Raw genomic sequence first — 21,922 nt, forward strand, 5'->3', positions numbered from 1 at the left:
CCGGGCTCCTGTTTGCCCGGTTGTCCCGCTTCCCGAGAGGAGTTACCTGATGCGCCTGCTCATCGTCGAGGACGAAGAAAAGACTTCCTCCTATGTGCATCGTGGCCTGAGTGAGCTCGGCTACATTGTTGATGTGGCGAGTAACGGTATCGATGGGCTGCATTACGCGTTGGAAATGGAATATGACGTCGTGATCCTTGATGTCATGTTACCGGGCAAGGACGGTTATGGCGTACTGGAGGGCTTGCGCCTGCAGAAAAAAACCCCGGTCATCATGTTGTCGGCCAGGGGCACGGTGGATGATCGCGTTCGCGGATTGCGCGAAGGCGCTGATGACTATCTCAGCAAACCCTTTTCCTTTGCCGAACTGGTCGCCCGCGTCCAGGCATTGATCCGTCGGCGCACCGCAGACTCGGCTGACCTGACCCATCTGCGCATCGACGACCTGGAGGTCGACCTGCAAGCGCGCAAGGTGACCAGGGCCGGCCTGCGGCTGGATCTGACGGCCAAGGAGTTTTGTCTGTTGAGCCTGCTGGCGCGCCATCAAGGAGAGATTCTTTCCAAAATGATGATTGCCGAGCAGGTCTGGGACATGAATTTCGACAGTGATGCCAACGTCGTCGAAGTGGCGATCAAGCGTGTCCGGGCCAAGGTCGATGTGCCTTATTCGCGCAAACTGCTGCATACCGTGCGGGGCATGGGCTATGTACTGGAAAGCCGTGAAGCCGACGGCAGACAAAATGGTACGTCATGATGAAAGGATCGATATCCAAGCGGCTCGCCCTGATGTTTGCGCTTTCGGTCATGCTGATCACCGCGATCAGCGCGACGCTGCTGCGCTGTTCCTTGAAGACATCGCTCGAAGAGCAGATGCAAAACGAGTTGATCCTGCGTCATTCCGTCCTTGATCCGGTGCTCGCAAAATACGATTCACCGGCGTTCTGGATCGGCTTGCGTGAAAAGCTGGACGGCCTGACGCCCACGGATGAGCGGGTGCGTTATTGGGTCCTGGTGGACAACCCGGCCTACAGCTATGGCGGGGGGATGCCGGACGGCCAGGATTGGTCGAAGCGCCCGGATGGATTCTTCAGCATGGCGATACCCGAACGGGATCGTCCCATGGTGCTGCAAGTCAAGACCATCCCCGCCATGGGTAATCGCCCGGAGTTGCGCTTTATCGTGGGGCTCGATTCAACGCCGTTCATGAAGACCCTGGACCATTTCACCAAGACGCTGATCCTGACATCGGCGCTGGGCGTGGTACTGGTCGCGCTGCTGGGTTATTGGATCGCGCGTTTCGGCCTGGGGCCGGTCAGGCGCCTGAGCCGTCAGGCCAACAGCCTGCCGCCGGGTGATTCAAAGCAGCGACTGGACACCGAGGCACTGCCCGACGAGTTACAGGAACTGGCGGTGTCGTTCAACGGCGCCCTGGCTCGCCAGGAGGCCGCCTGGTGCCAGCTCGAAGGGTTCAATGCCAATGTCGCCCATGAGCTGAGGACGCCGCTGACCAACCTGATCGGGCAGACCCAGGTCGCGTTGGCCCACGGGCGTGATGTGGCTGAGCTTCAGGATCTGCTGCAATCGAATCTGGAAGAGCTTGAACGCATGGGCACCATCGTCAATGACATGCTGTTCCTGGCGGGTGCGGAAAGCGGGCAGCGTGCAACCGAGCTCAGTGATGTCTCGCTCTACGAGGAGGCGTCAAAGACGGTGGAATACCTTGAGCCCGTGTTGCTCGACAAACATTTGAACGTGACGATCGAAGGCGACATGTGCGTGCGCATCGACCGACGCTTGTTTCATCGCTCCCTGGCCAATCTGCTGCACAACGCAGCACGTTACGCGGTACCGGGGAGCACCATCACGGTGAATCTGGTCAGCCACGGCATGCAGGTTGAGGTGAGCGTTTCCAACGCCGGGGAGCCCATTGACGACGTGCACCTGCAGCGCTTGTTCGAGCGCTTCTATCGCGCCGATGTCGCCCGGGCGCGAAGCGACGCGCACCATGGCCTGGGTCTGTCCATTGTGCGGGCAATAGCGTCCATGCACGGTGGACGAGTGTTCGCCCACAGCAAGGATGGCTTCAATACCTTTGGATTTTCCCTGATCAGCCAAGCAGCCCGCTAGTCATCGTCACGCGATGCCCGGCGTGGCTCGCCGGTGTTTGACATCTTCCTGTCAGTCAGCAGTCACCTTGACGTCAGTCGCCCCTCCTTAGAGTGCTACGACCATCCCGGTAAGGACAGTCGTGGAGTCCACTATGAATATTCAAAACGTGTCGATTGCCAGTCTTCTGGCATTTATCACTCTGAGCGGTTTGCCTCTGTTTGCCGAAGAAAAAAACGATGTTCCCGCCTACGAATATGGCATGCCGCTGGACATCGCCAGGGTCATCCGCATTGAAGAACCGAAGTCGCAGGTGTGCGAGGTCGTGCGCGCCAAGATGACCTACGTGAATACCCAGGGGGTCACCAAGCGCGTCAGCTTTCTGCAGCAGTCTGAGGTGTGCACGCTCCAGTGACCGTCCGGCGGTGCTGGTTCTTCATCCAAATAAAGGGCTAAAACCATGAGCATCAGAACAGCAGCAACCGAAACTGGCCTATCGAATCATTTGAGCCGACTGGTGAAGCTGGCTCGAACACTCACCGTTGGTGCCGTGCTGCTCAGCGCGGTCAGTATCGATGCGTCCAGTCGCGCCGAGCCGAAACCGGACTGGTCGACCCGCGACATGCCTTCCCAGAAAGGTCGAATTGTCCTGATCACCGGCGGCACGAGCGGCATGGGCTACGAGGACGCACTGGCACTGGCGCGCGCCGGTGCCGACGTGATCATTGCTGCGCGCAACCCGGAGCGGGGCGCGCAGGCCATTGCGCAAATCAAACAGTCCGTACCCGACGCCAAGGTGCAGTTCGAGGCCGTGGATCTGGCCAATCTTTCATCGGTACGCGACCTGGCCCAGCGTCTGAACCAGAGACTGCCGCGCCTGGATGTGTTGATCAACAATGCCGCCGTCATGGCGCCTCCTGAGCGGGGAGTTTCTGCGGATGGCTTCGAGCTCCAGTTGGCGACCAACTACCTGGGGCACTTTGCGTTGACCGGCTTGCTGGTGCCGTTGTTACGTCAAAGCCAGGACGCCCGCGTGGTGAGCCTGTCAAGCATCGCCGCGGCTCGCGGAACAATGAACTTCAACGACTTGCAAGCCGAGCAGCAGTACCAGCCACTGGCCGCTTATGCGCAATCCAAACTGGCCATCCTCCACTGGACATTGGCCTTGCAGCAGCGCAGCGAGGCCGAAGATTGGGACATTCGCAGTATTGCTGCGCACCCTGGCGTCGCCGTCACCGAGTTGGTCGCGCGTGGACCGGGTCTGAACAGCGAGTTCGGCCAGCGATGGGCCAAGGATCGCGACGCCTACCATTCAGCTGCACAGGGTGCGTTGCCCACTCTGTATGCCGCCACCGCGCCTGAGGCGGTGGGTGGTGCCTATTACGGGCCGACCGGTGACGATGAAAAACGCGGCCCGCTGGGCTTCGCCAGGATGCCGCCGGCCGCCACCGATGAGGCAGATGCCGAACGGCTCTGGAGCATCTCCGAGCAACTGACCGGCGTTACCTACCGCTGATCAACGCTTGGGCACGGCAATCCGTTCCGTGCCCAGCCCCTCTGGCCTGTTGCGCCTTCCAGGAGTTTCCATGCGTACGCCTTCCTACCTGCATCGGCTGAGCCACGCCGTTAACGCCCGTGATGATGAGCTGCGCCCGGCGCTGTGCGGGTTCTTGTTGTTTCTCTGCCTCTTCACCGGCTACTTCATGCTGCGCCCGATACGTGAATCGATGGGCATCGCGGCGGGCGTGGAGAACCTGCAATGGTTGTTCACGGCGACTTTCCTGGTGATGCTGGCGGCCGTTCCACTGTTTGCCTGGGTCAGCTCAAGGGTCCCGCGCCTGCGCCTCGTCGATTGGGTGTATGGCTTCTTCGGGATCAACTTGCTGATGTTCGTCGAACTGTTTGAGTTTCAATCGGACAGTGTCTGGCTGGCCCGGACTTTTTACGTATGGATATCGGTTTACAACCTGTTCGTGGTGTCCGTGGCCTGGAGCCTGATGGCGGATGTATTCGACAGTGAGCAGGCCAAGCGTTTATTTGCTTTCATCGCGGCCGGCGCGAGCATCGGCGGGCTGCTGGGGCCGGCCCTGAGCGCCGCACTGATTGACGCCATCGGCGCATCGGGGTTGATGTTTCTGGCGGCCCTGTTGCTCGGTGTCACGTTGATATTGAAGCGCGCGTTGATGGGCTGGCGCGAGAAGGGCGGGGCTGGTCGACCCGGTGCGGCACCGACGCAAAGCCCCAGGCAGCCACTGCAGGGCAACCCGTTCAGCGGTTTGACGGCGGTGCTCAGGTCACCCTACCTGTTGGGGATTGCCGGATTCGTCGTGCTATTGGCGACGGTCACCACCTTTCTCTACTTCGAGCAGGCGCGCCTGGTGGCCGAGCATTTCCCGAGTCGCGAGGCGCAAGTCCGGATTTTCGGCACCATTGATTTCATCGTGCAGGCAGGCGCCCTGGTGTCTCAGTTGTTCATCACCGGACGCATTGCGCCCAAGTTGGGGGTGCGTGCGTTGCTGGCGATCGTGCCGCTGCTCATGTGCATCGGGTTCGTCGGCCTTGCGCTGGCCCCCGGCTTTGCGCTGCTTGCAGCATTGATGATCGTGCGACGAATCGGTGAATACGCGTTCGTCCGACCGGGTCGGGAAATGTTGTTCGCACCCTTGGACGCCGAGAGTAAATACAAGGCCAAGAACTTCATCGACACCGTGGTGTATCGCGGGGGTGACGCCGTGAGCGGTTGGGCCAAGAGCCTGCTCGACATGCTGGGGCAGGGCAGCGGCCTGGCGGCGCTGATTGGCGCCGGTTGCGCGCTGTTATGGGCCTACCTGGGCTGGCAGCTGGGACAGCGTGCCGACAATCGACAGCAGGCGCTGGGCGTGGGTGCCAGCGCCAGCGCCGTCGAAACATAACCCAAGGCGCGCAAGAGGGGCGCGCGGCGAGAGTGCTTGTTCATCATCAGCAATGCCGCTCATCGCGTTGCTCGATCACGTCGAAAATTGAAGTTCTATCTTGGGAAGTGTGCAGGGTTAAACGAACTTTCAGCGGCGTTGAGTTACAGCGCTAAAGTATATTTCCGTCGCCGAATTAATGGTGGGGAACGCCAGAAATAACACCCGATAGACAATTGGAAGGCCGGCCTATATTGATAATTTCTGTCCACTTGTCAGCACGATTACAGCCCTTATTATTGCCTGACTAAGCGAATGGGAAGAGGGTTGTATGGGGCAGGTATTTGAAGGTTGCGTCAAGGTGATAGTGCCTTGTGGTTCATTGGGCGCGGGCGTTCGTGAAGAAGAAATTACTTATGGGCTGGTGGCCGGTGCGCAAGCAATTGCCACGGACGCCGGTTCTACCGACAGCGGCGCCGCTTATCTCGCACTTGGAAAGTCGAAGAATAACCGAGGGGCGGTCAAACGCGACTTGACGATATTAATGAAGGCGCAGGCGTGGTCCGGGGTACCGATAATTGTCGGCACGGCAGGGCAGGCCGGTGGTGATCTCAACCTGGACTGGACGCGCGATATAGTCCTGGAGGTGGCAGGAGAGTTGGGCGTAACGCCAAAGATTGCGCTCATCTATTGTGAGCAGGACAGGGAGACCGTAAAGAAGTTGAACGCACAGGGGCGGATCAAACCGCTCCCGCCTCACGGTGAGCTCGATGACGCTACGGTGGACAGCTGTGAACACATTGTGGCGGCCCTGGGCGTGGAGCCGTTCATCGCCGCGCTGGAGGCGGGCGCCGATATCATCTTGGCGGGGCGTTCGACCGATACTGCTGTAATCGCCTGTTATCCGATCTGGAAGGGCGCGCCCTGGGGCCCGTCCTGGCATGCCGGCAAAACGGGGGAGTGTGGTGTCCAGTGCGCCGTTAACCCGACATTGGGTTCGGGAATATTGCTCAGTGTTGATGCGCAGGGTTTCGACGTTGAGCCATTAAGCAGAGACAATCAGTGCACGCCCCATAGCGTCTCTGCACACATGCTTTATGAGAACAGCGACCCGTTTCGCTTGGTGGAGCCGGGCGGTATCCTCAACGTCTCACAGGCGCGCTACCAGAAGCTGAATGAGCGAGCCGTTCGTGTCATAGGGTCTGAATGGGAGACGATGCCCTACACCATGAAGCTGGAGGGCGCCGCGGCCGGTCTCTATCAGACAATCATGTTAGTGGGTATCCAGGACCCCGATGTACTCAATGATATTGATGGGTTTCACGACCGCCTGTTAGAAGCCCTGTACACCCGGACACGTCAATCCATCCCGCCGCAGGAGTTGGGCGAGTTTCATATCTCTCTGCGAATGTACGGCTGGAACGGCGTCACCGGCGTACAACCCCCCGTTGGAACTTTGCCTCCGCCGGAAATAGGCATGCTATTTGTCGCCACTGCGGCGACTCAAGAAATGGCCAATACAATTGCCCAAGCGTGCAATCCCTACTTTTTTCACTACCCCAGCGTAATGGGCAAGGAATTGCCTTCTTACGGCTTTGCTTTCACCCCGGCCGATATACCCCGCGGCCAGATTTATGAGTTCAAATTAAACCACGTGGTGCAGTTGGAGGATCCCTTTGAGTTGGTACGTATTCAATGGGTTGATCTTTGCAAATCGGTATTGGCTGAGAAGGGGCTGGGATAATGGTTAAATTACGTGATGTATGTCGGCATGTTCGATCCAAACAAGCCGGGCCGTTCTGGATCACCTTCGATATATTTTTTGACGGACGCGAAAACTTCGAGCGTTACTCGCAAAGTGCTGCACTTTCATCGGCACAATTCGCAAGGCTTTATGGCACCGATCCGGCGCGGGTAAAACATATTCCCGTGGCTGACCTGGAAATGGTCAAGATTTCCTACCCGCGCGCTACACCGCAAGGCGGGATGGTGGAGCGTGACATGCATGCCGGCCAGCAATATGTGCGTTTACTCGACGTCGTTCTGGACTGAGTACCTCACGCGTCACTTTGCAATAGGTGACGCCGTCGCCGTCACCGGCGAAGACCCAACCCCTGTACAGAACAGAGGCAACCATGAGCGATACGACTATTGCGCTGCAACTTGCAGAGTACGCGCATAAGTTCAGGCATCAGTGTCTGCCTGAAGAAATCACCGCGCTCGTGCGACAGCGCTTCATTGACAGCCTGGCATGCATATTGGGCGCTTACGGAGCGGGGCCTGTGAATGCCGCCGTGTGTTATGCCGCTGCCAATTCCGCGAAGTCGTCCAGCGTATTCGGAACAACAATCCAAACGACGCCAGAGATCGCGGCGTTTGCCAATGGCGTGATGGTGCGTTTCCTGGACTACAACGACGGCTACATGGGGCTGGAGCCGGGCCATCCGAGTGACAATATTCCAGCCTGCCTCGCGCTTGCACAGGCTGAGGGGGCCACTGGGGCAGAACTCATTTCGGCCATTGTGCTGGCCTATGAAATCCAGATGCGACTGCAGGACGCGGCCAGTCTGAACAAGCGCGGCTGGGACCACGTCAACTATATAAATGTGGCGATGGCCGCGGCGGCTTCCAGCTTGATGAAGCTGGATGTGGCGCAGACCGAACAGGCAATCAATATAGCGTTGAGCGCTCATCTGGCCATGCGCCAGGTTCGCAGTGGCTCCCTGTCGGACTGGAAGGGCTGCTCGGCCGCAAACGCTGCCCGTAATGCGATCTTCGCTGCCCAACTGTCGCGTCACGGCATGACAGGCCCGTCGCCAGTGTTTGAGGGTGACATGGGTTTTTTCAAATTGGTCTCAGGCCCGTTCGACCTGGATACGGATCGTTTTGGTACGCCCGAAAATGGTGATTACGCTATACGGCGTTCCTTGACCAAGACCTTTCCCACCAACGGCGAGTTGCACACCGCCGTGTGGGCAGCCCTGGATATACGGGCTCGGATTGACGATCTCGACGATATCGCTTGCATCGTTATCGAAACCTCCGAGTTCAACCGTCGAGTGTTGGCTGACACCCCTGAAAAATGGTTGCCCAAGACGCGGGAGACGGCGGACCACAGTTTGCCCTACAACGTGGCCCGGTCGCTGCTCGACGGTGACATTACCCTGGGCTCGTATTCGTCCGCAAAAATAGCTGACCCCGCGGTGATTGCTCTGATGGGTAAGATCACCGTGGTGGAGGACGGTGCGCTCACCGCGTTGTTCCCGCGTCATCTTGCCAACCGGGTCAGCGTCACGCTGGTGTCAGGTGAAATCGTCGTGAGCGAGATGATCAGCGGTCCTGGGTCCGTCGAAACACCGATGACCGATAGCGATTTTGAACGGAAATTCAGAAGGATGGCCTCACCGCATCTTGATGAGTCGGCACAGGCCAAGGTGCTGAGGTATGTTGCTGAACTTCAACACCAATCCGAATTTACAGCGCTGTTTGCAGCCATGGTCGTCTCTGGTTAGTCACTGGCGAGATGGGTCGCTCTTGGCAGAGTCCCCGTGTAACGAGCGCGGGGGCGAGCGTCATGATGCTGATTGTATTGCTCGCTGGCATGGGCTATCCAGCCGATCAATCTTCCGACACCGGCCAGTGCGATCTCCTGCCGGTGCAACCCAAGCTTTCTGCCGATGAAGCTCACCAGGAGAATGAACTCCGGTGGGTAGGCGACGAGTTCCGAGGCGACGGAAAAAGCTTTCTGTAGCTTTGCAAATTCACTGTCGCCCTCGAAGGCGGCGGTCAACGCCTTCATCAGGTTGGTCGCGCGTGGGTCCCTGATTGAGTGGACATTAGGGCCAAACCCTATGATGTGCCCCTCCTGGCTGTAGCGTTGCAAGATCGGTTGGGTGGGATCTGCGGCTGTACATATTTCCTCGATCATTCTGCTGGCGGCTTCGTTTCTGCCATAGGCGATCTTATGCCCCCTGGCGGCCGCGAGTCCTGCGATCGCCGCGTAATAGGGGGTGGCGCCGGTCGTTGCCGCAACGCGAACGCTGTGAGTGGCGTGGTCCAGTTCATGATCGACGCTGAGGATCAGAAGGCGCCTGATCAGATCGGCGTGGGCCGGCGGGGCTCCGCAGGCCTGGGTAATAAATTCGTGCAAGGGCTGCGTGCTTGGCTGGGTCGCGCCCACGACCAGCGCGGCGAACCATCTCACGACATCGGCGCCGGTGCGTGCATAGCTGTCGATGGAAAGATCGAAGGCTTTGGGGTTCTCCCTTTGTACCAGAGGGAAAAGCGCAATGGCCTTTTCCGGCGCTGACATATGCTCATAGATCTTCAGCAGTTTGGCGCTATCCTTCGGCGCGCGAGGTAGCGACGGTCCGAACGCCGATGGCACCTGCCACATCAATCCGGCGACCTCCTCAACCGTGGCGTGGTCGGCGAGCTCGACAACGTCGTGCCCCCTGTAGAAGAGCCCGTCATCGGTGATCAAGGTAATGGCGCTGTCCGATGAAGACGAGCGCTTTGCCGCGTGCCCCGCGGGGCTTTTCACCAAGCGCTGGATGTCTTCGGCCCAATAGCGCCGCTTGGGCGTATTGGCGATCTTGACGGACCGAATGTTCTTGCGGCTGACGTAGGCATAAAGCGTTGGCAGGCTGACCCCCAGCATTCCAGCCGCTTCTTCTGCCGAAAGGTAAAGGTCTTCTTGATCAGGCATGATGGATCCGAACAGGTTGATGGCGGTTTGTACATATTCATTAAATATACCCGCCTTGCGTCAATGTCTACCAGGATATCCATTTCGCCGTGCTTTCGATGGGGGGAACAATAGCCGGTCTACCAGGAGGGCCCAACGGAGGCGGGAATCAAAAATCTGCCTCGTGTCGCTTCGATGCCGTGCCACCGGCACCTTTGCCCCAGCATTTGCTGGATGTTGACGAAAAAAATCAAGATTTACAGTGTTTTCTCCCCTATGTAGATTCTTCGGGAGTGGCCGGTCGTTCACATTGATTTGCTACGACATTGATAAAAAAAACAAGAAAAGGTGATAGGCATGGCTTGGTTAGGTTTCGCAATGGTCATCACGTTTATGGCGTTGATCATCAGCAAGCGACTTTCTGCTGTGACGGCGCTCATCCTCATCCCGATTGCTTTCGGCCTGGCCAGCGGTGCAGGACCGGAGCTGGGCGGCATGGTGATGGACGGCGTCCAGCAAGTAGCGCCAACGGCACTGATGTTGATGTTTGCAATCCTGTATTTCGCAATCATGTTCGACGCGGGGCTGTTCGAGCCCGCGGTTCGCCGGATCTTGCGTTATGTGGGAAATGACCCCCTTCGGGTGGTGCTCGGCACCGCTTTGCTGTCGTCGGTCATCTCTTTCGATGGGGATGGGGCAACGACGGTGCTGATCGTAACAACGGCGTTTTTGCCGCTCTACCTTCGCCTCGGGATAAATCCGCTGATCCTTGCGCTGATGCTTTTATTGACCAATACCGTTGTGAACATTATTCCCTGGGGTGGGCCGGTAGCGCGGGCGGCCAGTGCTCTGCATCTGGATGTGAGTGAAATTTTCCTGGGGCTTGTCCCCGCCATGTTTGCAGGCCTTGCATACGCGTTCGTCGTCGCTGTGTGGATAGGCCGAAAAGAGCGGCGTCGCTTGGGGTGGACGCCTGTTGCAAAGGGGACCGCCTCAGAAGAACCGCCTTTGCCCATTATTGAATCAGCCACGCACAAACCAAAGCTGTTTTGGGTGAACCTCGCACTCACGGCTGCGCTGATGTACGCCATGGGAACAGGATTGGCGCCTTTGCCTTTGGTGATGATGGTTGGTTTTTCCCTGGCGTTGCTGATCAACTATCCGCGCTTGGCGGAACAGAAGGCGAGAATCGCAGCGCATTCTGAGAGTGTGTTAACGGTCATTGCTCTGATATTCGCTTCAGGGGTCTTCACGGGCATTCTTTCCGGCACGGGAATGGTCGATGGGATGTCGGCGCGGATCGTGCAGATGGTTCCTGACGGTAGCGGACAGTACTTCAGTATTATTACCGCCCTTGTGGCCTTGCCTCTTAATTTCCTGCTTTCCAATGACGCGTTCTTCTTTGGGATCTTGCCAGTGCTTGGCGCGGCGGGCGCCGAATATGGCATTGACCCGATGCACATCGCCCGCGCCTCGGTGCTGGGGCAACCGGTTCACGCATTAAGTCCACTCGTTGCCGCTGTTTATCTCATCAGTGGGATTATCCAGCGGGACATGGGGGAGATGCAAAGATACTGCTTGCTGTGGGCAATCGGCAGCAGCCTCACGCTCATTGCAACGGCCATCGTTACAAGAGCAATTATTTAAAGATTCACCTGTACGCCCGCGCTGCTTATTTGAAGCAGTGCCAGCTCACGCCTGCTCATTGAGAAAATAAAAATAATAATTGAGGTGATCATGAAATCGACTAAAGCCGTCGCAACGACTTATCTAGCTACGCTGTTGGCATCGGGCAGTTGTTTCTCCGCAAGTATTAGCTATCCGGACAGATTTCAGCATGAAGGCAAGTTGAATGCTTATCTCCGATCTGCGTATATCAATACTCGAATATCCAACGATCTGATTGAGGATAACTTCGGTGGGTTTTCGACCGGTTCCGAGTTGGGTGGGCTAGGGGTCGGCGCGATCCTGGACTACAACTCTAACTACTGGGGCGGCGTCGTTGGCTTTGATGCGTCCCTGTACGGAGTGGCCATGATTGATTCCGAGCAGGACAGCCGTGACCTGTTCGATAATGACGACGGTTCTAACGGTGGCTTTGCAAAAATCGGGCAAAGTTACTTGAAGTTGCGCCACGTCGGCGAGGGATGGAACGCGGATTCGCAAATAGGTCGAGGCCGATTTGACGCCGGCACCCTGGTCAGCAATGACACGCGACTCGTGCCAGGTTCCTATCAGGGCGCGCGTGCCCATTTCAACTTGACTGACATGGGCATCGGGCCGTTGCCCGGAACGATGGCTTTCGAAGCGGCTTACATCGATCGAAGTTCTCCCCGGGACAGGCAGGCGTTCGGAAAGCTGCTCAGCCAGTCGGGTGAGGAAATAAGCAACGTCTACACCTATGGGGTCAACTACGATCTAAAGGCCGTTGAGTTGAGCTATGCCCGTGGTGTGTCAAAGGACTTCAATGAAAATACCCGTTATGGCTTGACCCTGCAGGCACCTATCGGTGAAACGGCAGGGGTCATTTTAGACACCCAGTATTATCGGTTCCAGAAAGCCGGACGATTGTGGGAGCAAGATTGGTCCGCCGGTGATGCGGCCTATGATAAAGAGGCTACGTGGTTAAACGTCAATCTCGGTCTATTGCTTGATAAGTTGCGCGTGGGTGTTTCCTTCTCCGAAACAAAAGCCGAGCTGAGCAATGGCAACCTTGGCTATGCCTACTTTGATCATGCAGATAATGTTGATGGAAGAATGGATGCGTGGACCCGTTCCGGCAACGATTTCAACAATCATGGTGAAAGAACCTGGCAAGTAGGCGCCGAGTACGACCTGGGCGGTATTTCACTCCTCGGGGCGTCATTGGATGGGTTTAAAATCATGGCGCTCTATAAGCAAGGAAACTTTGACGCCGTGAACCCTTTCAGTGGCCAGAAAACGGATGTGTGGGAAAGGCAAAACGAATACCGCGTTTATTATCGGTTCGATGAAAAAGAATACGCCGGCCTGTCCGTGGGACTGATTTATATCGATTACCGAATCGACCAGGACTTCGTTGCGCTTGTTTCCGCCCAACCCAATAACGTGGTCAATGGCTCAGAAGCCCGGGTGTACCTGGATTATGCGTTTTGAGCGGAGTGTGTTCATGGAATACGGGTTATTCAAACCCTGTCGAGAGGTGTGCGATGCCTAGATTTCGTCATCGGGTCGTGGTCACTCAGCGTTTTTTTGATTCGGCGACCATTGATTTCCTCACGCATTGCGGTTGCGAAGTCATCCTCGCAGAACTTGCGCCGGGCGTTGCGGACGGAAGTTTAAATGAGCGTCAGTTGATCGACCTCTTGGTCGACGCTGACGGGTGGATTTTAGGGCACGCAAATGTGACCGCCAGCCTGCTCGGCGCGCTTCCTCGGCTCAAAGTGATCTCCCGTCGTGGCGTGGGCTATGAGCGCATCGATACGGCAGCGGTGGAGGCGGCCGGCAAGGTCGCCACGATCGCCGTCGGTGGAAATGATGCAAGCGTTGCTGACCATACGATCGCGCTGATGCTCGCGGTGTGCCGCAAGCTGAAACAGTGTCAGGCGGGCCTGGCTGCCAATGATTGGAGCATTCCGTTGGGCGGTGACCTGTATCGCAAAACGGTCGGCATCGTCGGGTTGGGCAGAATCGGTAAAGGCGTCTTGCTGCGTCTCGCCGGGTTCGAAGTCAAACCCCTGATTTATGCCCCCCGTCCAGACAGTTCGGAAAAATCCAACGGGGGGCAAAGCTGCTTCGTAGACCTGGAAACCCTGTTTCAGGAAAGTGATTTTATTACGCTTCATGCCCCCCTTAACCCGCACACCCGGGGAATGATTGACCGCCGCGCTTTGCAGTCAATGAAAGCTTCTGCGGTACTTATCAATACCGCCCGAGGTGGGCTGGTGCGCGACGCGGATCTGCTGCAAGCCCTGCAACAGGAAGAAATCGCGGGAGCGGGACTCGATGTGTTCGAAAGCGAGTCCGATCCTTCGCTGTCGGCAGTGACAGAGCAGCTCATCCAACTGCCCAACGTGGTTGTGACCCCCCATGCCGGCGCCTCTACGGTGGAGGGCTTGAATCGCACCAATCTAATTGCAGCCCAGTGTGTGGTGGCGGTTCTGGAAGGCCGTAGCCCGCCTGAGCACTGTGTCATTGCAGACGGACGTCGACAGACCGTTCCAAAGGAAAATATATGAACGCCAAGATCAAGGTACTTACGCCAACGGGTGCAATCGGCACTGGATTTCCAAGGGAGGCGTTTGAGAAAGCGCTTCTGGAATGTCCCGATGTGATTGCAATGGATGCCGGGTCCACCGACTCGGGCCCTCACTATCTCGGGACCGGCACGACAAAGTCTTCCGCTTCGATATTGCGCGCAGAGCTTCGGGTCTTCATGCAGGCCCGGGAGAAACTGGGGATCCCGCTAATCATCGGCAGTTGTGGGACCTGTGGTTCCGACGCCGGTGTCGATTTGATGCGCGGGCTCTGTGAGGAGGTCGCCGCAGAACTGGGGCAGACCGTACGTATTGCGGGTATCTACAGCGAGCAGCCAGCAAGCGTTGTGAAAACAGCGTTATGGGAGAAACGGATCAAACCGTTGCAGCTTGATTTTATTGATGATGCCCTGGTGGATCGCTGTTCCCGAATCGTCGCACTCATGGGCGTGGAGCCGTTCATTCATGCGCTCGAGGAAGGCGCGGATATTATCCTGGCCGGCCGCTCCACGGACACCGCCGTCATGGCCTCCCTACCGATCATGCGAGGGGGGCATCCAGGGGCCGCCTGGCACGCCGGAAAGATTCTAGAATGCGGCGCGTCCTGCACCACCACACCCGCCCAGGCCGTGGTCATGGCAACCATTGACGAAACGGGGTTCACCATCGAGGCGATCGGCGAGGGTGCCCGACTGACGCCACGATCGGTGATGGCTCATATGCTCTATGAGAACAGCAATCCCTACGTGCTCGTCGAGCCCGGTGGTGTGCTGGATGTCGAGGGGGCAGTGTACACCGCGATCGACGAGCGAACCGTGCGGGTAGAAGGCTCGATCTGGAAACCCAGTGAAGACTACACCGTCAAGCTGGAAGGTGCGGCGCCTTGCGGGTTTCAATCGGTTGTCATGAGTATTGTCCGGGACACCGAATACCTTGAGCGCTTCGATGAATGGCTGGCCTGTCTCGATGCAGTGATGCGCCAGCGAATAGAAAAACATCTGAACATCGGATCGGGCGACTACGACCTGCAGTTTCGTGCGATTGGCAGGAACGCGGCATTAGGTGAGTTTGAATCGCGATCCGCCACCCCAGTGGAAATAGGCGTCATGGCCATGGCGACTTCCGCGACGGCCGAGCGCACGAAAGACATCGTCGCTTTGCTCAATCCTTACCTGTTGCACTTCCCGTTGCCAGGTGACAAAGACCTGCCCACCCATGCGTTCCCTTTCTCTCCGGCCTCGATGGATCGCGGGGTGGTCTATGAGTTCGTGCTCAGCCATGTGATGGTCGTGGCAAATCCGTTGGCACCTTTTCGATTTGACATGAAAACCATTGAGGCAGCGTGAAATGAATACCATGGAAGCACTTGGCTACGAAATCCGCTCCAAGAACGCCGGGCCCTTTTCTTTGACCATTGATGTGTTTTGTCGGGACTCGGACGTTTTTGCCCGGCTGGCTGCCGAGCCAAAACTGCAAGCACCGGCCATTGCCCGGCTCTTTCGCCGGGGCGTCGAATCGATCAGCGTCTTTCGAATCGAGGCATTGAATGTGATCAAGATCAGCCTGCCGCGCCCTGTGATACAGGGGGCGCTTCAGGATCGTGATATGCATGGCGCGCAATGGGCCTTCATGGTGAGGGACGCACTCCTCGCAGCCGAACAATCATCAGCCTGAGCCCGTCATCAAGGCCGGTGCCAAATGGCGCCGTCATTCAACGCGGCGCCAGACAACAGATAATCAGGGGTGACGATGTCCAGGCTCGGTGGGAAGTGCGAAAACCCGAAAGTGGGCGGCGAGGGGAACGACGGTGTGCTCGTCGATCCGAATGAGGTTCATCCAGACTTGGTTGGCGTCGCGGGTACGTTACGTCAATTGGGTCTGCTCCCTGTGGTCGAAGGGGAGATCCACAAGGTCCGCGCTCAGTTGGAACGAATTGGCGCATGGGCGTCGCGACCCAGCGTGCCTCTGTCCTGCGAGCGCATGTTGGAGTTTTCGGTCAATTGTCGGGTTGTTCCGTGCAAGCTGTATTGGCCGGAGGACGATGACACGCCTTTGCTGATGTTCTATTGCCACGGCGGAGGATTCCGGCACGGAACGCTCGCCGATTGGGACGCTCCTCTACGTCAGTGGGTGCGTGACAGCGGTATGGCGGTGTTGTCCATCGGCTATGCCCTCTCGCCGGAATACCGTTTTCCGGTGGCGTTTAACGAGGTGGTGTCGATTGTCAGCAGGGTCATCAACCTGGGGGCCATCACTCATTGTCCGGTGCGCGGTTATGCCCTGGGTGGAGACTCGGCAGGCGCCAACCTGGCCCTGGGTACCGCCCTTGCCCTGCGCGACGCCGAACTGGATGCGCTGCGACAGTTGGTGCTGTTTTACGGCTCCTATTCTCGACGTGTTTCTTCCGATTCGTGGCAGAGACTGAGTGGATATGGAGGGCAGAGCTTGTCTGCCAAAACGATGAGCGGCTACTGGGCGAGCTACCTGGCTGAGGATGAAGATGACTGGCGCGTGCAGCCGATCACCGCTGACCTGGCTGGACTCCCGCCTGTGCGCTTGATCGTCGGAAGCCTTGATCCTTTGTACGACGAGAACTGTGAACTGGCGGATAAATTGCGGGCTGCCGGTGTGGCTACGAGCCTGGAAGTCCTAGCGAACATGACCCACGGCTTCATGCGATTCAACGAAGTTGCACCGGTCGTACGGGATGTGATTTTTGCGCAAGCCACTGCGTTGCGTAAGGCACTCGCGTAGATCGCTGTCCGGTCAATCAACCTGACTCTGAACATTGATCCCCGTGGCCCCAGGTTTTGCTCTGGCGCCTTCTTCATCATGAGGCGAACGCTAAATGCTGATTTTTCGAGCCCTTGCTTCTTCACTTCTCACGCGGATTTGTCTTGGGGGCATCGTAACCCTTGCGTTCAACGCAATGGCTGCCGGTGAACTCCCGGTCGGTCGTGCCGCCGGTGATATGGATCTTTCTCCGTTTTATCGCTGGCAGGATCCAATGCCCACTGCGCCCGGTGTTTTGCTGAGGAGCGAAACGCTGAAGGCGCAGGAGAGGGTGCCCGCGGCGGCGCAAACTATCCGCATGCTCTACAGTTCCACGGACCAGCGTTGGAACTCAGGTCAGGTGCCTGTCAGCGGCACGCTGTTTCTGCCGACCGGTCCTGCTCCGGCAGAAGGTTGGCCACTCTTGGCCTGGGCGCACGGTACGCTGGGGATCGCCGACATATGCGCGCCCTCGTGGACCGGGTTCAGAGCGCGTGACGCTGCGTACCTCAATCGTTGGCTGGAGCGCGGATTTGCCGTCGTGGCAACGGACTATCAAGGCCTGGGAGGTCCGGGGCCTCACCCGTATACGGTCTGGCAGGCAGAAGGAAGTTCCGTCCTGGATGCGGTTCGTGCCGCCCGCGCACTCGAGCCTGGTGTCATTTCCAACCGCACGATCCTGGCAGGGCAGTCCCAGGGAGGAGGTGCTGCTCTGGGCGCGTCAATACTCGCCGCCAGCTATGCACCGGAGCTCAGGATCCTTGGCGCGGTCATCACGGCGCCCAACAGCACATTCCCCGCCGGGCCCATCGCGCTAGAGGCGCGCCATTCCAACACCGTGTTCCTGTCATTGGCGACGGGCGGCTTACGCGAAAACGCGCCCCGAATTGATGACCTGCTGACACCGGCAGGGCTTGAGCTTCTCGACGTTGCCCGACGAAGTTGTACGCGGGAAATTGCCCTTAAGTCGCGGGAGCTGAAAATCGGTTCATTTTCGCAACTGCTGACCATCAGTGCGCAATCGTTGAGCGCTCTGCGCACTCCCACCACCGATATGCCCCAGGCAACGATTGCTTTTCCATTGCTGATTGCCACCGGCCAGGCGGATGAGACCATCACTCCGGTACGACAGTATGCGGTTGCGGCGGCACTGTGCGCTGCTGGAAACCAGGTCACCTGGCAGCGCTATGAGGGACTGGGGCATGACGGGGTGATGCATGGCTCGTTGAATGAAGCGTTTGCGTTTGCACGTTCCCAGCTCGAGGGGCAGCGCTATGACTCGAACTGCGCCACGATCCAGAAACCTGGAGCACCGGGTGAAAGGGATCCGAGCGCTCCCTTTAACGATGATTGAACAAGGGTGAGCCCTTTGCGCATCGTCTTACCGCAATCCTTTATCGACTGTCAGCCGATGCCGGTCGATAAGCGCTGCGCAGCCGTCAAAGTTCACGACCCAGAATGCGATCCAGTGAATGACGACCGCCCCCCTTGAAGGCGATATACGTGAAAAGAAAGCCCATCAATACCGGGTATTCGATGCCTCGGTCTATCCAGGGCCAGTTCGGGCCAAGGATGTAGGCGATCGCCGCCATCTGTATGGCCATCGCCACCGCCAATGGCCGAGTCGCCAATCCTAGGGCCAGCAGCAACCCACCCAAACCTTCAAGCCAGGCGACGAACAGGCCCAACAGCTGGGGGAATGGCAAATGCAGCACGTTTTCGATCAAGTGAATCGAACCGGCCATGGGATCGGCCATCGACCCGTGTGAAGTTCCCAAGAGCTTGGGCAAGCCATGGGTCACCATGATGATGCCCAGGCATAACCTGAGCATTGCATAAGCCAGAGGCTCGCCCGATCGGTAAAAAATACCCAGGGCCGGGAGGAGCAGCTTCGAGGGCTGTTCAGCATGGGGAGCATGAGAGGTCGGTTTCATCTGAATGATGTCCTGGGGTGGTTTTATCAAAAGGCTGACGAGAAGATTGTGGTGTCTTCCTGTCGATGGATAAATCGACCGGGCTGCAATGACAATTCACCTCCCATGAACAATCGGCGTACGGTGGCCCCCTTGCGCCGTCGTGAAAGTAATACTGATTGCTTCAAAGGGCTGGATTAGTCAGGTATCGCAGGTAAGACTGTTCATCCCTCACCCATAAAAGGCGTCAACGATGGACAAATTCGATGCCTTGCAACTGTTCATCCGCATCATCGAGCAAGGCAGCTTTACGCGTGCAGCCAATGGTCTGGATATCCCGCGGGCGACTGCGACGCTGGCCATCAAGCAACTGGAGCGTCAGCTCGGGGCGCGTCTGCTCGAGCGTACAACCCGGCAGGTGCGGCCGACACTCGACGGCCAGGCCTTCTATGAGCGCTGCAAGGCTGTGCTCGCCGATCTGGAGGATGCCGAGTCTTCACTCAGCACGGTCGTGGCGAATCCACGCGGCACCTTGCGTCTGGATTTGCACGGCAGCCATGCGACCCGGATCATCCTCCCGAACATCCAGGATTTTCATCGGCGCTATCCCGAAATCAATCTGGTCATCAGCTGCGGTGACCGGTTGGTGGACCTGGTCAGCGAAGGCGTCGATTGCGTGGTCCGTGCAGGTAATCCGCGTGATTCTTCGCTGGTGGCCAAGCGGCTGGCGTTGATGCCTGAAGTCGTCTGTGCCAGCCCCGGCTATCTGGCCGAACACGGCACGCCTATGTTTCCACAGCAGCTTGCTGAACATCAGGCCGTGGGCTTCTTTGCCAGCAACCACGACATACGTTACCCCTTCACCTTCGTCATTGACGGCCAAGTGGTCGAGCTGGAGCCGGGCGGCTGGATTTCAGTCAATGACGCCGAGTCTTACTGCTGCTGTGCGTTGAACGGCTGCGGACTGATCCAGGTGCCGCGCTTTCGCGTGGAGCAATACCTGGCGTCAGGGGCGTTGGTCGAGGTCCTCAGTGACTGGCCCAGTCCAGGACTGCCGATTTCGGTGCTGTATCCGTATCACCGCCAGCTCTCCCCGCGACTCAAGGTGTTTGTCGAGTGGGTGAGCGCTCTGTATGTCGAACGTTTTGGCCCCCTGACCTGACGGCCTTCGCTTCATGCGCTGCTCGATGGACGCAACGGCAGGTCACGCAAGCGTTGACCCGTCAGCGCGAAAACCGCGTTGGCCACGGCCGCAGCGATAGGGGGCGTTGCCGGTTCGCCTACACCGCCAGGGCTCTCGGTGCTGGGCAGTACATGCGCCTCGATCTGCGGCATTTCGTTGATACGCAGCACCCGGTAATCGTGAAAGTTGGACTGTTGGACCCGGCCCTCCTTGATGCTCATCTGCCCGAACAACGCTGCACTGAGACCGAAGACAATAGCGCTTTCCATCTGTGCCTTGATGTTGTCAGGGTTGACCGGGATGCCGCAGTCGATCGCGCACACCACGCGATGTACGCGGATATTCCCACCTTCGATGGAAACCTCCACCGCTTGAGCACAGTAGCTGCCAAATGATTGATGCACGGCGAGGCCATGGCCGCGCCCCGGTGCCGGCGTGCGCCCCCAACCGAAGCGTTCGGCGGCAAGGTTCAACACGCCCAGGTGCCGTGGGTCCGATTCAAGCAGCAGGCGTCGATACGCCAATGGGTCCTGCCCGGCGGCGTGTGCCAGTTCATCCACCGCGCTCTCCATGACGAACGCGTTGTGGCTATGGCCAACGGAGCGCCAGTACCACACGGGAATGTTCGACCGGGGGGAGTGCGCTTCGACCCGATACGCCGGGCTGCGCATGATGTAGGGCGAGTCGCTCATGCCTTCGACAGACGTCGGATGAATGCTCGGCGCATCCGGAAATATCGACTGCCCCGCCGAGGTTTGCGACCAGGCCACCGGTCGCCCGTCCGACCCCAGGGCAACACGCAGGTGTTGTGCGAAGGCTGAACGGTAGTATCCACCTTGCATGTCATCCTCGCGGCTCCAGAGGGTTTTCACCGGCACGTTCACAGCCTTGGCGACCTCCACTGCTTCGGCAATGAAATCCTGCAACGCCCGCCTGCCAAAACCGCCGCCCAGGAAGGTGGTGTGAATACGTATTTGCTCAGGGGCAAGACCGGTGATCTTCGCGGCGGTTCGTTGATTGAACGTTTGCATCTGGCTGCCGACCCAGATGTCACAGCCGTCGTCGCTGAGCTTCACGGTGCAGTTGAGTGGCTCCATTGTGGCGTGCGCGAGGTAGGGCACGGTGTATGTCATCTCGATTATTTTTTGGGCCGTCTTCTGTGCTGACTCGACCTCGCCGTGTTGCGTGACGACTTGGCCCGGTGTGTGGGTCAGGGCGGTTAAATCCTGGCGTTGCTGATCACTGTCGAGGATGACGGCGCCGCTTGCAGCCTCCCATTGCACTTGCAGCGCATCGCGCCCGCGCTTGGCCGCCCAGTAATGATCAGCGACGACCGCAATGCCGCTGGGGATCTGAACCACATGGCGTACGCCAGGCAGTGCCTTGGCCTGGGTCGCATCGAAGGTGCGGACCCTGCCGCCGAGCATCGGCGCCCGTGCAACCACGGCGCAGAGCAAGCCGTCGAACTGGATGTCGATGCCATACTTCGCGCGCCCGCTGATCTTTTCTGGCGAGTCCAGCCGTAAGGCGCCCTTGCCGATCAGCGTCCACGCCGCCGGATCTTTCAGGGGCAGCGTCGCCGGATCTGGCGACGGCAGCGTGGCGGCCTGTTCGGCCAGTTCACCATAGCGCAGACGGGTATTGCCGGCGATGACCTCGCCATGCTCTGTGCTCAATGAGCTGGGTGCCTGGCCGAGACGAATGGCCGCCGCCTGGATCAACAGCGTCCGCGCCATTGCGCCCGCCCGGCGATAACGCTCGAACTCATCACGAATGCTGGAAGAGCCGACCGTGCCCTGAAACCCCCGCCGGAGATTGGCATAGACGGCGGCGGCCGGCGCATGCTCGACCTTGAGTGTGCTCCAGTCAGCGTCCAGTTCTTCGGCGATGAGCAGGGTCAGGGTGGTCCAGACCCCCTGGCCCATTTCGGCATGAGCCAGCAAAATGGTGATGCTGTCATCCGGTGCTATGCGCAGGAAGGCATTGGGCGCGAATTCGGCGGACTCCAGGTCTTGCGCCATCAGGCGTTTGCCAGCGGGCACCGTGAAACCGACAATCAGGCCACTGCCAAGCACGGCACCAGACTTAAGAAAACTGCGACGAGAAGAGACAATCGTGGCATTCATTGCAGAGCA

General features: G+C 58.4%; 19 protein-coding genes. 16 read left to right on the forward strand and 3 right to left on the reverse strand.

Annotation, left to right across the window (positions count from 1 at the left end; all coding sequences use genetic code 11):
• Nucleotides 1-49 precede the first annotated feature (49 nt).
• From BMY45_RS08395 to BMY45_RS08430, 8 genes are all read left to right on the forward strand, one after another.
• Nucleotides 50-754: a heavy metal response regulator transcription factor gene (locus BMY45_RS08395; RefSeq protein WP_092396527.1), complete on the forward strand. Its 705-nt coding sequence runs from the start codon at nt 50-52 to the stop codon at nt 752-754.
• Nucleotides 754-2,127: a heavy metal sensor histidine kinase gene (locus tag BMY45_RS08400; RefSeq protein ID WP_092396529.1), complete on the forward strand. Its 1,374-nt coding sequence runs from the start codon at nt 754-756 to the stop codon at nt 2,125-2,127. The genes BMY45_RS08395 and BMY45_RS08400 overlap by 1 nt, the downstream gene beginning before the upstream one ends.
• Before the next feature lie 133 nt (nt 2,128-2,260).
• Nucleotides 2,261-2,521, forward strand: a complete 261-nt coding sequence (locus tag BMY45_RS08405) for a DUF2790 domain-containing protein (RefSeq protein WP_092396531.1) — start codon at nt 2,261-2,263, stop codon at nt 2,519-2,521.
• Nucleotides 2,522-2,566: 45 nt separating this feature from the next.
• Nucleotides 2,567-3,622: an oxidoreductase gene (locus BMY45_RS08410; RefSeq protein WP_092396533.1), complete on the forward strand. Its 1,056-nt coding sequence runs from the start codon at nt 2,567-2,569 to the stop codon at nt 3,620-3,622.
• Nucleotides 3,623-3,692: 70 nt separating this feature from the next.
• On the forward strand, nt 3,693-5,018 hold the full coding sequence (locus tag BMY45_RS08415; protein WP_092396535.1) for an NTP/NDP exchange transporter: 1,326 nt from the start codon (nt 3,693-3,695) through the stop codon (nt 5,016-5,018).
• A 310-nt stretch (nt 5,019-5,328) separates the two neighbouring features.
• The gene (locus BMY45_RS08420) at nt 5,329-6,741 is read left to right on the forward strand and encodes an acyclic terpene utilization AtuA family protein (protein ID WP_092396537.1); all 1,413 of its coding nucleotides are present in this window, start codon (nt 5,329-5,331) and stop codon (nt 6,739-6,741) included.
• A complete protein-coding gene (locus BMY45_RS08425) occupies nt 6,741-7,049 on the forward strand; it encodes a DUF4387 domain-containing protein (RefSeq protein ID WP_092396539.1) in 309 nt (102 codons plus the stop codon). Before BMY45_RS08420 ends, BMY45_RS08425 begins: the two co-directional genes overlap by 1 nt.
• Nucleotides 7,050-7,132: 83 nt before the next feature.
• Complete coding sequence (locus tag BMY45_RS08430) at nt 7,133-8,509, forward strand: MmgE/PrpD family protein (protein ID WP_177193321.1); 1,377 nt, start codon at nt 7,133-7,135, stop codon at nt 8,507-8,509.
• Here BMY45_RS08430 and BMY45_RS08435 read toward each other — a convergent pair.
• Complete coding sequence (locus BMY45_RS08435) at nt 8,506-9,705, reverse strand: citrate synthase (RefSeq protein WP_092396541.1); 1,200 nt, start codon at nt 9,703-9,705, stop codon at nt 8,506-8,508. The genes BMY45_RS08430 and BMY45_RS08435 overlap by 4 nt on opposite strands.
• Before the next feature lie 336 nt (nt 9,706-10,041).
• Here BMY45_RS08435 and BMY45_RS08440 point away from each other — a divergent pair, with 336 nt between their 5' ends.
• The 7 genes from BMY45_RS08440 to BMY45_RS08470 all read left to right on the forward strand — a co-directional run bounded on the left by BMY45_RS08440 (nt 10,042) and on the right by BMY45_RS08470 (nt 18,045).
• Nucleotides 10,042-11,331, forward strand: a complete 1,290-nt coding sequence (locus BMY45_RS08440) for a CitMHS family transporter (protein WP_092396543.1) — start codon at nt 10,042-10,044, stop codon at nt 11,329-11,331.
• Nucleotides 11,332-11,421: 90 nt separating this feature from the next.
• A complete protein-coding gene (locus tag BMY45_RS08445; protein ID WP_092396544.1) occupies nt 11,422-12,819 on the forward strand; it encodes an OprD family outer membrane porin in 1,398 nt (465 codons plus the stop codon).
• Nucleotides 12,820-12,872: 53 nt separating this feature from the next.
• The gene (locus BMY45_RS08450) at nt 12,873-13,901 is read left to right on the forward strand and encodes a phosphoglycerate dehydrogenase (protein ID WP_092396546.1); all 1,029 of its coding nucleotides are present in this window, start codon (nt 12,873-12,875) and stop codon (nt 13,899-13,901) included.
• Nucleotides 13,898-15,265, forward strand: coding sequence for an acyclic terpene utilization AtuA family protein (locus BMY45_RS08455; protein WP_092396548.1), 1,368 nt, complete (start codon nt 13,898-13,900; stop codon nt 15,263-15,265). Before BMY45_RS08450 ends, BMY45_RS08455 begins: the two co-directional genes overlap by 4 nt.
• Nucleotide 15,266: 1 nt before the next feature.
• Complete coding sequence (locus BMY45_RS08460; RefSeq protein ID WP_092396550.1) at nt 15,267-15,593, forward strand: DUF4387 family protein; 327 nt, start codon at nt 15,267-15,269, stop codon at nt 15,591-15,593.
• 75 nt (nt 15,594-15,668) lie between these two features.
• Complete coding sequence (locus tag BMY45_RS08465; protein ID WP_092396552.1) at nt 15,669-16,673, forward strand: alpha/beta hydrolase; 1,005 nt, start codon at nt 15,669-15,671, stop codon at nt 16,671-16,673.
• A gap of 94 nt (nt 16,674-16,767) precedes the next feature.
• Nucleotides 16,768-18,045, forward strand: coding sequence for a lipase family protein (locus BMY45_RS08470; protein ID WP_092396554.1), 1,278 nt, complete (start codon nt 16,768-16,770; stop codon nt 18,043-18,045).
• Nucleotides 18,046-18,130: 85 nt separating this feature from the next.
• Here BMY45_RS08470 and BMY45_RS08475 read toward each other — a convergent pair whose 3' ends face one another.
• Entirely contained in the window at nt 18,131-18,625 is a 495-nt protein-coding gene (locus BMY45_RS08475) for a DoxX family protein (protein WP_092396556.1), read from the reverse strand.
• A gap of 232 nt (nt 18,626-18,857) precedes the next feature.
• On the opposite strand from BMY45_RS08475, the gene BMY45_RS08480 reads away from it, so the two are divergent.
• Nucleotides 18,858-19,766 carry a LysR family transcriptional regulator gene (locus BMY45_RS08480; protein WP_092396559.1) on the forward strand — a complete coding sequence of 303 codons (909 nt, stop codon included), beginning with the start codon at nt 18,858-18,860 and terminating at the stop codon, nt 19,764-19,766.
• Between the two features lie 11 nt (nt 19,767-19,777).
• Here the strand turns inward: BMY45_RS08480 and BMY45_RS08485 are convergent, their stop codons facing one another.
• Nucleotides 19,778-21,913, reverse strand: a complete 2,136-nt coding sequence (locus tag BMY45_RS08485; RefSeq protein WP_092396561.1) for a xanthine dehydrogenase family protein molybdopterin-binding subunit — start codon at nt 21,911-21,913, stop codon at nt 19,778-19,780.
• Between the last annotated feature and the right edge of the window lie 9 nt (nt 21,914-21,922).

The organism is Pseudomonas sp. NFACC39-1, from assembly GCF_900110355.1.
Lineage (GTDB): Bacteria > Pseudomonadota > Gammaproteobacteria > Pseudomonadales > Pseudomonadaceae > Aquipseudomonas > Aquipseudomonas tehranensis.